Source organism: Cohnella zeiphila, from assembly GCF_014212055.1.
Lineage (GTDB): Bacteria > Bacillota > Bacilli > Paenibacillales > Paenibacillaceae > Cohnella > Cohnella zeiphila.
The window spans coordinates 150,189-163,957 of the sequence record NZ_JACJVO010000001.1; the positions used below are offsets into that span (position 1 = coordinate 150,189).

The window sequence follows — 13,769 nt, forward strand, 5'->3', positions numbered from 1 at the left end:
TCTCCGTTCGTTAGTCGATCTCCAGTATACACGACCCCGCGGCGGAGGCAAAGGCTGAGGCGATGCCTCAGCAGCCGTTTTCTCTGACGCAGCTCCCGCCTTCGGACGGATGATACGCGGGCGGCATGGAGATGCGGTCGGCTCGCGGCGCCAATCTAACATTCCAGACGGCAAGTCCGATCGCGACTGCGGCGACGAGAGAAGCCGCCCATGGGATCGCTGTCAGCCCGAGCCGGCTGTCCAACACCCATCCTCCGACGAACGAGCCAAGCGCGTTGCCGAGATTGAATGCACAAATATTCAGCGTGGAGGCGAGCTCCTGCGCATTCCCTGCTTGCCGCAGCCCCAGCATATTAAGCGGCGCTATGATGCTGTAGGCGGCTGCGCCCCAGATGAACAAGGCGGCGACGGCTGCTGCCGGGTAGGGTCCTGCAAGGGCAAACGCCGCCATGGATGCAGGCAGCAACGCGAGTCCGCCGAACAGCGCGGGCATCAGCCGGCGGTCGGCCTGCCGGCCTCCGAAGAGATTGCCGATGGTCGAGCCGAGGCCGAAAACGAGCAGCAGCGCGGAGATCGATTCGCTGGAAAAGCCGCTTACCTTTTCCAGCAAAGGAGCGACATACGTAAAAGCGGCGAAAGTGCCCGCGGTGGCGAACACGGTCGTCAGGAGAACAAGAACAAAGGAAGGGCGACCGACGACGGCCAGCTGCGTGCGGAGAGAAGTACTTTCTTTAAGTTTTGCAGAAGGGACGTGCCGAATCAGGAACGGCAGTGACGCAAGCGAAAGTGCCGTCACGATCAGGAATGGGGACCTCCATCCCCAGGCTTGCCCGATCAGCGTGCCCAGCGGAGCGCCCAGAATAACGGCTACGTTCAGTCCCGTTCCGATCATGGCGATATTGCGGCCTTCCCGGCCGGGCGAAGCCAAGTCCCTGGCAGCTACGACTATGACTCCGAATAGTGTTCCGTGAGCAAGCGAACTTATGATCCGCCCTGTCATCAACACGCCGTAAGACGGAGCGAACGCGCACAGCGCGCCGCCGACAACGAAGGTGCTTAGAAAAGCGCCGATCAGCCGCTTGCGCGGCCACTTCGCGGTCAGGACGGATAGCAACGGACCGCCGATAACAACGCCCAGCGCATAGCCCGTGACCAGCAATCCGGCCGCCGAGAGCGAGACGCCGGTCTCGCCGGCGATCGGAATCAGCATCCCCATCGGCAGCAGTTCGGCAGTGCCGACCGCGAAGACGACCAGCGTCAGCAGAAGCAGAACGGCCGTTCTTTTCCGCTCAGACATGGAGATCATCGCCCCCTTCCGCATCCGTCGCGACGATCGGCATCTGGCTCTCGGTCACATAGAGCGAATCGTTGCCTTTCTCACGCGATACGTACAGCTCGCGGCCGGGCGACTCGGGGCTGATCCGGTAGCCGTGCTTCTCGATCCAGCAGCCAAGATCGAGGCTGACGGGGGACTCCGCATCCGGGCGGCTCAAATGGGTGACCGAAGCAACAGTCAGTTCCCGCAGCACCTTCGTCCGGAAGCGGGAAGTGTCCGGCAACCGCTCGGGGATCGGGCTGGCGATCTCCAAATCAACGCGGTCTTCGCACTTCGGACAGCCGTGCCAGATGACCAGATGAGGAGCCGGCAAGGTCAGTCCTCTGGCGCGCAAATGCTCGTCGAGCTCGTCAAATAGCTCGGGGATCCGGTTTCGGCTCGTCCAGAGGCGGGTCGAGACGACGGTCAGGGCAGGCGTCTTCTTCAGCCGAACCTCGCGCAGCGGTTCCGAACTTTCTCTCTCGATCTGCTCCAGCCGGTCTTCGATGCGCCGCAGCCTCTCGGTCTCCGCGCGGATGAGCTCTTGCGTCTCCGCTTGTTTCAGGCGCAGCATGCCGCGGATTTCCGCTGCGGGAACCTCGTCGTCCAGCAAGTTCTTCATTTGCTCGAGCGTTACTCCCAAATCCTTGAACGCCATGATGCGGTGCAGCCTCAGCAACTGATCGCTCCTATAATAGCGATACCCGGTTTGCGGGTCGATATGGGCGGGCACGAGCAGACCGAGCTGATCGTAAAATCGAAGCGTTTTGGCCGGGACTTGGCTTAGGCGCGAAAATTCGCTGATTTTGAACATGGTATCCGGCTCCTTTCCGTAATTCGGATCTGTCACTACCATACACCTTCCAGACGAAGGGAAAGTCAACGGTTACCGTGAAAAAAGAAGCCGTTGGGCCGCGGACGGCGATGGCTTCTCGGGGGAATGTATGTCCTACAGGCTGCCCGAGGGCAGGCCGGAGTAGTCGGTCACTCGGTTTTTGCCGGATTTCTTGGAATGGTACATGGCTTCGTCGGCTTGCTTCATCAGCCGATCCGCGGTTAATCCGTTCGCCGACCGGCAGTGCCCGACGCTTGCGGTGACGCTCGTCTCCTTTTCGATCCGCTCGCGAATCCGCTCCGCCACGGCGCCAGGGGAGACGTTCGCGCCGGTGATGAACGCCACAAGCTCCTCGCCTCCGTAACGGCCGGCCAGTCCGATGCCTTCCGTCTCTTCCATCAGGATGTTCGCGACCTGCTTCAGGACAGTGTCGGCCTGCTGATGGCCTTGCGTATCGTTCAGCTTCTTGAAATTGTCGATATCGCAGAAGATCGCGGCGACCGGAAGGCCGGAGCGGACGGCGTGTTCCAGCTGCCGCATGAAAAAGCGGCGATTGTACAAATTCGTAAGCCCGTCCGTTATGGAAGATTGATAAGCGGACTGCAGCAATTCGACAACGCGCTCGAAAACGATCATAAAAAGCAAAATATAAAACGCAATCGGCAATAGCGTCTCGATCCACACATAAAATAGAGAGGAGGAATCCCCATAGCGGACGATCAGCTTGGCGAGCTGCTCGGCGAACGAGACGGCAAGCGCCAGCGAGTAGCGCGTCCGCTGCCCGATATGCGGAGCGAACATCAGCGCGAAGAGCGGCGGAAGCGCCAGCGTGAAGCCGTCGAGAACCGGAGAAGTCAGCTTCGATGCCGGGTCCCAGAGATCGCGAGCCGGGCCGCCGGAGAAAACGGCGCTCGCCAGCAGGGCGGCGCAGACGCCAAGGAGCGCGTAATACCAGGCGCGCGTTCGCGGCCTGCGCCGATGGTAAAGCTCGAACATCGCGAAATTCAGCAGAATGAACGAGACGGCCGGCAGCGCGTCGGCCAGCAAGTCCAGCAGCGGCGCCGGCGATACGAGCCGCAAGTCGAGCGTCAAGCGGAACAGTTGGCAGGCAAAAGCGACGCCGACCGAGACGATCAGCTTCCGGTAAGTGGAACGGCGATTATGCGCGTACAGGCGATAAGCCATAAAGAGCATCAGTCCTAGCAAAATCACGATCACGCCGGAAGAGAAAACCGGAAGGCGCACGCTCTCAAACGTCCAAACGGCAGCGAAATCCATAGAAGCTCCCCGCATTCCTTTACAGAAACATATGTTCTAATATATCATAAACTTGTTAAGCCGAGAAAGCAGAACAAAAGGAGGGGTTTGCCATGAACATGTTGCAGGCGCTGTTTTTCCCCCCGGAACAACCGGGCGGCGTCTCCTCCATGGTGCCCTACATCGGGGAACGGTTCCGCAGACTCGGTTGGGAAACGGAGTTATTCTCGCTTCCGAAGCGAATCCGCAACAAGGGCCAGGAGGAAGTGGCGTTCGAGACGTTCGATTGGCGGCCGTATGCGGGCCGTCCGATTGTCGATCGTTATCTTCAAGTTTTGAAAGATTATATCTGGTGGACGAAGCTTCGGCTCAAAGACCGGAAGTTCGACCTGATTCACGCCCACCATCCGGTCGCCGCGCTGGCGATGAAACGGATTTATCCCGATACGCCGGTCGTCATGACCGTGCATTCCAGCTTCGAACGGGAGCTTATCCTGAACGGACGCATCAAGAAGGACGGACCGGAGCACCGGTTCTTGACTTCCATATATGGAGAACTGGAACACAAGACGGATCGGCTCCTTACCGTTTCCGCTTCTTTCGCGGTCTATTTGGGCGCCTATTTGAACGATCCCGGGCGTGTCGTGGTCATTCCGAACGGTTACGACGAGAGAAGATTCAAGCCAATCTCCCATGAGAACGAAGTGGCCCAGCTCGTGACGGTATGCCGCCTCGTTCCGGCCAAAGGCATCGACCTGCTGCTGAAGGCTTGCGCCGAGCTGCAGCGGCGGGGCCGCAAATTCGTGCTTCATATTATCGGCGACGGCCCCATCCGCTCGGAGCTCGAGGCGTTGTCGCAGCAGCTCGGCATTTATGAGGATACGATTTTTTACGGCTACATGCTGCACCCGGAAGAGTTGATGCCTTTCTTCGATATCTTCGTGCTGCCTTCCCGCGCGGAGTCCTTCGGCTCGGTATTCGCCGAGGCGGCGCTCTGCCTGCTCTCGCTTGTCGGAACCGATGTCGGAGGCATCGCCGAGCAGATCGAGAACGGGGTCAACGGGCTGCTCGTTCCCGAGGAGAATCCCGAAGCGCTAGCGGAAGCGCTCGAGCAGCTGATCATCGATCCGCAATACCGCTACGAGCTGGCGCGGGCGGCTTGGAACAAGGCGAAGAAGACCTATTCGTTAAGCCGAGTGATCGCGGAGTTGAAAAAAGTGTACGCAGAGACGGTTCCGCCGGGGCTCGAAGGAGATCCGGCGCGGGCGGAGACGTGATGTTCGTTCCGTTTACTTTTTTGCACGCGGCGGATCTTCATCTGGACAGTCCGTTCCGCGGCCTGACGAACGTTCCGCCTGCCGTACGGGAGCGCCTGAAAGAGTCGACGTTCGTCTCGTTCGCCCGTCTGGTCCGTCTGGCCAGGCAGGAGAAGGTCGACTTCGTCGTCTTGTCCGGCGACCTGTACGACGCCGCGGATCGTTCGCTGCGAGCGCAGCTGAGAATGCAGCGGCTGCTCGCGGAGCTTCGGGAAGACGGCATCCCGGTTTTTATCGTCCACGGCAACCACGATCCGGAGAACGGCTGGCAGGCTCGGCTGGATTGGCCGGACAACGTCCGCGTCTTCGGTTCTTCCGAAGTCGAAGCCGCCCCCGTCTATGGCCGCGACGGACGGCTCGCGGCCCATGTATACGGCATCTCCTTTCCTCAAGGGAACGTGACCGACAATTTGGCGGCGCGCTTTCGGATTCGCCCGGGCGCGCCTTTTCATCTTGCGGTTCTGCACGCGAACGTGGACGGGGACGTCCGTCACGACAATTACGCGCCTTGCCGCCTGGCCGAACTGGCGTCCGGCGATTTCCATTATTGGGCGCTGGGCCACGTTCACGACCGGAGAATTGTGCGCGAGTACCCTCACGTCGTCTACCCCGGCAACGCTCAGGGCCGCAGCATAAGGGAGACCGGCCCGAAGGGCGGCTATCTGGTGGAAGTCGCCGCGGACGGGCGCATCGGACTGTCGTTCCGCGACACGGCGGACGTGATCTGGTCGGAGAGAACGGTGTCGATCGAGGGAATGGAGCGTGAGCAGCAGCTTCGGGACGCCCTGGTCGGGGCCGCCGAGGAAGCGAAGGCGGAAGCGGGCGGCCGCGCGGCTGTGCTCCGCATCCGGCTGGAGGGGCAGGGACCGCTGCACGACCGCTTGCAGCGGGAGGCCGTCGCGGTTGAATGGTTGGCCGAGCTTCGGGAATGGTGCGGCTCGCCCGATGAATCCGACGATTGGGTTTGGGCGGATAGCCTGCTCGTCCGTACTCGGGAAGAGGCAGCGGCGATTTCGCCGGACGAAGACGGATTTCTGGCCGAGCTGCAGCGTTTGGCGCTGGAAGTTTCCGGCGATTCCGAACGAGCGCGGGCACTGCTGGAAGAAGCGATCGAACCTGCGCTGCGCCAACCGAAGCTGCGGGAATGGAACGGGCGGCTGACGGACTCTCAGCGCGAAGACCTGATCCGCCGTGCCGCCGGACTGGCGTCTTGGCTGCTGGGCGGCCGGGAAGGGCGGTAGGCCAGACTGGTTTGAGTCGGCGATGAGAGTTTTGGCAAGCATTCTGACCGGACATGCGGCAGGCTCGAATGGAATCGTCGGCGGAGCGACCTGACGGGTCCCGAAAGGAAACGGCGGGGGCACCTGTTTTTTTTGCTTTCTTTCGAAATCCCGTTCGGTCAGGAAGAGTGCGGAGCCTAGTTTTTACGCTTTCTTTCGAAATCCCGTTCCGTCAGGAAAGGTGCGGAGCCTCGTTTTTTCTTTCTTTCGAAATCCCCTTCGGACAGGGAGGAGGGGCGGGGGCAGGATTGCCGCGAATAAGGACGCGAATCGGACTGGCGAGAGAACGAAGCGAGTCAAACGCGAAATCGGGATACGGCTCGATCGGCGTAACGCGGCAGAGGCGATCTTTCGGAGACGGAGGAGGGCGGTGCTTGAAATGTACATAAAGGAGCTGCGGATCGACGGGTTCGGAGCGCTAAGCGGCGAGAGCTGCCGGCTGGACGCGCCGCTGACGGTCGTGTTCGGACCGAATGAAGCGGGCAAAAGCACGCTTCTTCGTTTTGTCCGGACGATGCTGTACGGGTTCGCGAACCGGGGACAGCCGGCGGAGCGCGGCGAACCGGTCCGCGGCGGCCGGCACGGAGGCCGGATCGTTCTGCTTGCGGACGACGGCCGCGAATGGGCGTTTGAGCGTTACGCCGACCTCCCCTCGCGACGCGGAGGCGCAGGAGTCGTCGTCCGGGACGAGGACGGAAATGAATGGCCGATGACTCAGGCGGAGCTGGAGCGGAAGCTGCTCGGCGGCGTGTCGGAAAAGCTGTTCCGGCAGCTGTTCGCGGTCACGCTGGACGAGCTGCAGGAGTTACGGTCGCTGCAGGGGGAAGAGGTAGGCAACTACTTGTACCATGCCGGAATGGCCGGCGGCGCGGCGCTGACCTCGGCCGGCCGGACCATCACGGCGGAGCTGGACCGGCTGTTTAAACCGCGAGGCGAGCAGCCTGATCTGAACCGGGCGCTCACCGCGGTCCGCGAGCGCGAAGCCAAGCTGCGGGAAGTCAGGCGCGACGCGGACCTGTACAATGAGACGGCGGCGGAACTGGCGCGGATCGAGACGGAGCTGGAGGAAGCGGACATTCGTCTGCCGGAGCTCCGAAGACGGCTCGCTTCCGTTCAGGCGGCGGTTGGTGCCAGGCAGACATGGCTTCGGCTTCGGGAGATCGAGCTCGAGGAAGCGGAGTGGGTCTCGCGTTTGAGCCGCCCGGAAGCGGAGCCGGTCGAAGAAGAAGCGCAGGCGCGTTGGGAAGCGCTGGCGGCGGATCGCGAACGGGCGGCGGAGCGGCTGCGTCAGACCGAGGAAGAACTCTCTCGTTTGCAGGAGGAGCGGAGCGGACTTCGGTGGGACGAACCGCTGCTTGAGGCGCTTGCCGACGTCGATCGGCTGGAAGCTCAGCGGGAAGCGGCGGTCGCCAGGCGGGAGGAGCTGGCGGAGCTGTCCGCAGACCTTCGATTGCAGGAGGAAACGCTCGCTGCGCTTCTAGGCCGGCTGTCTCCCGGATGGGAGGAGGCCGAGCTTCAGTCGTTCGCCTCGCTGTCCGAGCGGGAAAGGGCGAGAGCGATGCAAAGCGCCATGGCGGAGCTTCAGCGGGAATTGGAGCGTCTGAACGCGGACATTCGCCGCATGGAACGTCAGCGGGCTGTCCAGGCCGAGAGCGAGCGGGAGGCAGCGGCGCCGGGGAGAATGATCGAAGAGAACGAAGGGACATTCGGGAATTCGAAGGAACGAGAGAACGCTGTTGATACAGCATACTTGTTCGGGGAGTTCGTTCCTCCGGACAAAAGGGCGCTGCTGCAAGCATGGCAGGAGACGGAGGATGAGCGGCTGTCCTGGGAACGAGCCTGGCTGGCGGCCGTTTACGCGGGCGCGGCGAACGGCGAAGGCGCATGGCCGGGTGCCGGCTTGACGCAAGAAGAAGAGCGGCACGCGGGACCGGACGAGCCTTGGCGGCAGAGGGGACGAAACTCCGATAGGGGCCGGGCGGCAACCCGGGATCGGCTCGAAGCCGGCGGGAGCCGCGCGAGCGGCATGAAGCCGGGCGGCCGGCGCAAGAGCGATCGGGCGCCGGACCGTCGGCGCGCTTGGGCCTTGGCGGCAGCGGGTCTTGCGGCGGCGTCGGCCTTGCTGGCCGCACTGGGCGGAACCGGAGGCGGAGACGCTGCCGCAGCTGCCTACGCGGCTGCGGCACTGCTGTTCGCCGCCGCCGTCTGGCTGTTCGCTCGCCGTTCGGACGTACCCGTTCCTTCCGCCTACGACCCCCTGGCCGAAGAGCGGGCGAGCGAGGCTGCGGCCGAGCTGGCACGGCGCGAACGGAAGCTGGAAGCGGCGCTTCACCGGCTGCTGCGGCATCCGGAGACGTTCATCGTCCGGCTTCGGGAAGACGCGGCTGCCGGGGACCGGACGGCGGAAGCGGGCTGGAAGGCGCTTCGCGAAGCCGTCTATGCGCGGGCGGAACAATTCGACCGCCATGAACGGGAACGGGCGGCGAGGCATGAGCAAGAGCGTCTTCGCGCCGAATGGCGCAGGGAACGCGAGCGGCTGGAGGAGGAACGCGGCGCGGCCGCGGAGGCGGCGGAGCGTTTGCGGCGGCAGTGGGAGGGTTGGCTGGCGGAGCGCAAGCTGCCCGCCGGTCTGGCCCCCGAGCTGCTGCCGGAGCTGTTCCCGCTCGCCGAGCAGGCGCTGCAGACGCTGCGGCAGCGCGGGCGTCTTGCCGTGCGCGCGGCGCAGCTCACGGCTTCATCGGCGGCGTTCGAAGCGGCCGCCGCGGACCTCCTGGCGGCGTTCCCGCCGCCGCCAGAAGCTTCCGGCGACGCGGCGCTCGCCGTGAAGCTGCTGCACGTTCGCGCCCGGCGCGAACGCGAGACGGCGGCCGAAGCCCGCCGTCTGGATGCGCGGCTTCGCGAGGCGGAAGCCGCGCGAAACGCCGCCCTCGCCGCCGCGTCGCGGGCGGCGCAAGCGATCGCCGGCGCGCTGGACGCCGCCGGCGAACCGGACGAAGCCGCCTACGAACGGCGGCTTCGGGTGGACGCGCGGCGCCGGGCGCTGGCGCGCGAGCGCCGCGAAGCGCAGCTGCGGCTCGCGGCCGGACGCGACGCGTCCGCGCTCGCCGAGCTGACAAGCTTGCTAGCGCGGCATGACGAAGCCGCGTTGGCGGCGCTTCTGGCGGAGGCGCAGGGCGAGCTGCGCGAGCAGGAGGCGTGGCGCACGGAGCGGCTCGACCGGCGAGGCAGGCTGGCGGAGCAGCTGGAGCGGCTGCGCCGGGAAGCGGAGACGGACGAAGCCGCGGTCTCGCTGACGGAGCTCGAGAGCGAGCTGGAGCGGCTGGCGGATCGGTACGCGGTCTGGTCGATCTGCGCCGAGCTGATTCGGAGGACGAAGGCGGTGTTCGAAGAGGAGCGCCAGCCGGAGGTGCTTCGCCGGGCCTCGCGGTACTTCGCGGCGATGACGGAAGAGGCGTACGTCCGGATGGCCGCTCCGGGAGACTCGGCTTCCTTGCTGGCGGAGACGGCTGACCGGCAGTGGGTGGACAGCGCGTTCCTGAGCCGGGGGACGAGAGAGCAGATGTTCCTCGCGCTCCGGTTCGCGCTGGCGGGAGCGACATCGCCCGAGACCGCGCTGCCGCTGCTGCTGGACGATCTGTTCGTGCACTTCGACGGCGCGCGGCTCCGTTCGGCCGCCCGGGTGCTCGGCGAGCTGTCCAAGGAGCGCCAGATCGTGCTTTTTACATGCCACGAGCATGTGGCCGACACGATCGCCGCTTCGGTTCCGCAGGCCAATCGGGTCAGGATGGAACGGAAGGGGGCCGCGGCGGAAGCTTCCGGTCTTTTCCCATCAGCATCATCCAGCCGAGGCTGAGCATGCCGAACACCGGGTACAAGGTGGACAGGAGCGGGCCGAAGCCGAACTGGCCGGCAACGAAGCAAAACAGGAGAACGAGCAGCGTCAGCCATGCCTGGGACACCCGGAACCGCTCCTGAAGCTGAAGCGTCAGCCCGTAGATGTCCGCCACGAGCGTCGTGAAGATCTCCATGAAGATCAGAAAAACGAAAATATAATGAATCCAAGGACCGACCTCCCGGGCGATGCCGCCCATCGGGATGTCGAACTGGCGCACGTCCGGCATGCGGGTCGACAAGGTCAGGTGGCCGGCCATCAGCATCACGCCGATGCCGATGCCGCCGAGCCAGGCGCCTCTTTTGAGCACGACGGGGTCTTTGACCGAAGCGCCGACCGGAACGAGCACCGCCTGCGACATCGACAGGTTGAAGGCGGCGTACAGGAAAGGCGACATCCAAGCGGCCCAAGGGGACAAGTCCGTTCGCAGCGTCAGCCAGCGGTCCGCTCCGGGCCCGTTCAGCGAGTGGACGACGAGCACGGCCGTGAAAATCAGCATGATCGGAACGACGATCGTGTTGATGCTGAGGATCGCGTTCATCCCTTTGCGCAGCAGCAGGAAGCAGGCAAGCATCGTCACGAGCAGGCCGGTCTGATAGCTGAGGTTCAGATGCTCGGAGAAGATCGATCCGGCGCCCGCCAGCATGACGGCGTTGACGCCGAGCAGGACGATCAGCATCAGCTGGCTGACCCAGACGCCCATCTTCTCTCCGAACAGATGCTTGTTCAAATCCTCGTAAGATTTCGCCCCGAGATTGGCGGCGAGGAGCATCATTTTCGCTCCGAGCCACACGAACAGGAGCGTCGATGTCAGGATCATCAGCGCGCCCCAGTGGCCGAACCGGGTAAAAAACTGCATCACTTCCCGTCCGGTGGCGAACCCCGCGCCGACAACGGTTCCGATAAACGTAAAGGCGATTTGCAAGCTTCGACCCCAAGACCTCATATGACGGAACCTCCCGACGGTTTGTCCGCGTTCTCTTACCAGTTTATGAGCGCGGGCGGACATGCATGACATGGGAAGCGAGGCTTCGTCGATTCGGATAGGTGGAAATTGGAAAATGGCGTTATTTACGGTGATCGCGGTCTTTCTCGTTACGATGTACCTTGTGATTCGCAAGCCCCGGCGCTGGCATGAGGCAGCGTTCGCGGCGCCGGCGGCGGCACTGCTGCTCGCCGCGGGCTTGATCCGTTGGGAGGACGCGGCGTACATCTGGCGCCTCGTCTGGAACGCGACGCTGTCGCTGATCGGCATCATGATGCTGGCCGCGGTGCTGGACGATATCGGCTTTTTCCGGTGGGCCGCCCTTCATATCGTACGCCGGTACCACCATCGGAAAATGTTGCTGCTGATCGGGCTCGCGGGGCTGTCCTGCCTAATGTCGACCTTCTTCAACAACGACGGAACGGTTCTGATCATGACGCCGATCGTGCTGGAGACGACGGCGCTTCTCGGGATGGGGCTGCAGGCGAGGCTGGCTTATTTGCTGGCAGTCGGCTTCATGGCGGATACGGGCAGCGCCACGCTGCTGGTCAGCAATCTGACGAACATTCTGATGTCGGACTCGTTCGGCATTACGTTCGGAGATTATGCGAGGCATATGGCAGGGCCGGGACTCGTTGCCGCGGCGGCGACGATCGTCGTTCTGACGTTGTCTTTCCGGGGAGCGATTCGGCGGGACGGGCAGGAGACGCGGGCGCAAGCGATTTTTCCGGAACCGGCCGCAGCGCTGAAGGACAGGGGGGTGTTCCGGTTCTCGTGGCTGGTGCTCGCGCTCATCCTCGCCGGGTATGCGTTATCCGGCAAGCTTGGCATTCCGGTGTCGGCCGTCGCCTGCGGCGGCTCGTTCGCCCTATGGGTTCTCGCCGCTTGGCGCGGCAGCGTCGATACGCGGGAAGTCGTGCGAAGAACGCCTTGGCTGATTGTCGTGTTCGCCTTATCGATGTATTTGGTCGTTTACGGCCTGTATCTTCACGGAGCGACGGACGGATTCCGGCACTTGCTGGACTCCGCCGTTCATGGAGGAGAGGCGTCGGCGGTTTTCGGCTCCGGCTTGCTGTTCTCGTTGTTGGCATCGGTGCTGAACAACTTGCCGGCCGTATTGATCTCGTCGCTGTCGATCCACCAGATCCAAGGTCCGGCCTCGCTTCCGTTCGCGGCCCTGATCGGCTTATCGATCGGCGCCAAGCTGACCCCGATCGGATCGCTCGCCACGCTGCTCTGGATGGACTTGCTGCGCGCGGAAGGCGTCGAGATCGGCTGGGGACTTTATGTCCGCCGCGCGGTTCAGATCATCCTGCCGGTGCTGGCGATGGCGCTCGCGGTTCTTTGGCTCCAGACGCTGCTCACGGGTTGAATTCGCCGATCAGCTTGATGGACACGACCATTTGCGCGGCAGGCTCCAGATCGATCTTGAGCAAACCGCCCTCGACCGGCTCGGAAAGCACCCTCGTCTCGGACGCGAACGGAAGCCCGAGCGTTCCGGCCGCTTGTTTGCCGCGTTGCCCCACTCCGATGTCGAGGAGCCCCGAGTCCGCGCCGGGCTTGGACACTTCGACGTAGACGACAGAGCTTCCCGGCCCGAAACCGACCGTCGCAACATCGTATTCGGCCATGTGAACGGTTCCTCCCGCGGTCGGCAGATCGTACTCCGAGGCGGAAGATCCCAGGCGTTTGTCGACTTCGCTTTGTTTCATGCCGAGCGCGAGGCCGGCCAGCGTCGGGTTCCGGGAATCGAAGGCGACGTCGGACGGAGAGTCCCTTTCGTCGCGGGACGCCGCCGCGGCGTCTACCGGATGCTTGCCGGCGTCGGCCGGAGGCGCGTTCCCTCCGATCGATAGCGGAATAACCGTATCGGAAAAAAGCGGCTTGGCGGCATCGGGGGAGCCGGACCGGCCGGCCGGCTTTTCGTTGGAGGGAACGCACAGGACGAGCGCGGCGAACAGCAGGACGACGCCGGCCGTAGTCCCGGCCGGCCTCCAGGGAACGTTCATCGGACGACCGCCTTTCCATGTTCTCTTATCTATAACGACCCTTAAAAGTCGCGAAAAGTTTCACCCGTTTGCCAAAATGCGGCAAAATAGGTTCCCGGGTCTTAGCGGTTAGGTATTTGGTCCCGGTCCTGCGGCGCTTGAACGGAGCCGGATCCCTTGCGCGGATGGGCTTCGATATGATACGTTAAACGGAAAAGAATGGGCGGGTGAGAGCGAATGGACATTTTAAAGGAAAGGATTTTGCGCGAAGCGACCGTCGTCAACGCCGATGTGTTGAAGCTGGATTCGCTTCTCAACCATGGAGTCGATCCCGAGCTGACGATGGAGATGGGCAAGGAATTCGCGAAACGGTTCGCGGGCCGGACGATTACGAAGGTCATTACGGTCGAGTCGTCGGGCATTCCCGTCGCGTTCGCGACGGCTTACTCGCTGGGCGTTCCGCTTGTGTTCGCGCGCCGGAAGAAGACGCTTCTCGGGGACGCGGACGCCTACGTGGAACGGGTACCGTCCTTCACCAAAGGGATCGTCACCGATCTGATCGTCTCCAGGAACCTTCTCGCGCCGGAAGACTCGGTGCTGTTCATCGACGACATTATCGCCAACGGAGACGCGGCAAGAGGGCTGCTCAAGATCGTCGAGCAATCGGGCGCCAAAGTGGCGGGGATCGGCATCGTGCTGGAGAAGTCCTTTCAGGCCGGCGGGCGAACGTTGCGCGAACTGGGCTACAAGGTCGAATCGCTGGTACGGATCTCTTCTCTCGAAGGCAACGAGATCGTATTCGAATAGGGGGATCGCCGTCCGAGGGGACGATTCCCATGGGCGAACCGGGCTTGTGTCTCTTTTCGGATGGGCGATCCTGCTTTATAATGAGGGTAAGTCG

Annotated in this window: 10 protein-coding genes; 5 read left to right on the top strand and 5 right to left on the bottom strand. The window is 63.3% G+C overall.

The genetic code is table 11. The features are described 5' to 3' along the window. Positions 1 to 67 precede the first annotated feature (67 nt). The 3 genes from H7C18_RS00680 to H7C18_RS00690 form a co-directional block, all read right to left on the bottom strand. The gene (locus H7C18_RS00680) at positions 68 to 1,297 is read right to left on the bottom strand and encodes an MFS transporter (protein WP_185127078.1); all 1,230 of its coding nucleotides are present in this window, start codon (positions 1,295 to 1,297) and stop codon (positions 68 to 70) included. Continuing rightward, entirely contained in the window at positions 1,290 to 2,129 is an 840-nt protein-coding gene (locus tag H7C18_RS00685; RefSeq protein WP_185127079.1) for a MerR family transcriptional regulator, read from the bottom strand. The genes H7C18_RS00680 and H7C18_RS00685 overlap by 8 nt, the downstream gene beginning before the upstream one ends. Before the next feature lie 135 nt (positions 2,130 to 2,264). Next, positions 2,265 to 3,428 carry a GGDEF domain-containing protein gene (locus H7C18_RS00690; RefSeq protein ID WP_185127080.1) on the bottom strand — a complete coding sequence of 388 codons (1,164 nt, stop codon included), beginning with the start codon at positions 3,426 to 3,428 and terminating at the stop codon, positions 2,265 to 2,267. Positions 3,429 to 3,520: 92 nt separating this feature from the next. On the opposite strand from H7C18_RS00690, the gene H7C18_RS00695 reads away from it, so the two are divergent. The 3 genes from H7C18_RS00695 (at position 3,521) to H7C18_RS00705 (ending at position 9,856) form a co-directional block, all read left to right on the top strand. Then, a complete protein-coding gene (locus H7C18_RS00695) occupies positions 3,521 to 4,684 on the top strand; it encodes a glycosyltransferase family 4 protein (protein ID WP_185127081.1) in 1,164 nt (387 codons plus the stop codon). Beyond that, the gene (locus H7C18_RS00700; protein ID WP_185127082.1) at positions 4,684 to 5,964 is read left to right on the top strand and encodes a metallophosphoesterase family protein; all 1,281 of its coding nucleotides are present in this window, start codon (positions 4,684 to 4,686) and stop codon (positions 5,962 to 5,964) included. Before H7C18_RS00695 ends, H7C18_RS00700 begins: the two co-directional genes overlap by 1 nt. Positions 5,965 to 6,382: 418 nt before the next feature. Further along, a complete protein-coding gene (locus H7C18_RS00705) occupies positions 6,383 to 9,856 on the top strand; it encodes an AAA family ATPase (RefSeq protein ID WP_185127083.1) in 3,474 nt (1,157 codons plus the stop codon). Here the strand turns inward: H7C18_RS00705 and H7C18_RS00710 are convergent. Then, positions 9,783 to 10,841 (bottom strand): YkvI family membrane protein, encoded by a 1,059-nt coding sequence (locus tag H7C18_RS00710; RefSeq protein WP_185127084.1) that lies wholly within the window; start codon positions 10,839 to 10,841, stop codon positions 9,783 to 9,785. The two genes, H7C18_RS00705 and H7C18_RS00710, sit on opposite strands and share 74 nt — an antisense overlap. A gap of 115 nt (positions 10,842 to 10,956) precedes the next feature. On the opposite strand from H7C18_RS00710, the gene H7C18_RS00715 reads away from it, so the two are divergent. Next, positions 10,957 to 12,252 carry an ArsB/NhaD family transporter gene (locus tag H7C18_RS00715; RefSeq protein ID WP_185127085.1) on the top strand — a complete coding sequence of 432 codons (1,296 nt, stop codon included), beginning with the start codon at positions 10,957 to 10,959 and terminating at the stop codon, positions 12,250 to 12,252. Here H7C18_RS00715 and H7C18_RS00720 read toward each other — a convergent pair. Further along, positions 12,242 to 12,889: a hypothetical protein gene (locus H7C18_RS00720; protein ID WP_185127086.1), complete on the bottom strand. Its 648-nt coding sequence runs from the start codon at positions 12,887 to 12,889 to the stop codon at positions 12,242 to 12,244. The two genes, H7C18_RS00715 and H7C18_RS00720, sit on opposite strands and share 11 nt — an antisense overlap. A gap of 216 nt (positions 12,890 to 13,105) precedes the next feature. Between H7C18_RS00720 and H7C18_RS00725 the strand changes: the two genes are divergently transcribed. Next, the gene (locus H7C18_RS00725) at positions 13,106 to 13,675 is read left to right on the top strand and encodes a xanthine phosphoribosyltransferase (protein WP_185127087.1); all 570 of its coding nucleotides are present in this window, start codon (positions 13,106 to 13,108) and stop codon (positions 13,673 to 13,675) included. Positions 13,676 to 13,769: the final 94 nt, after the last annotated feature.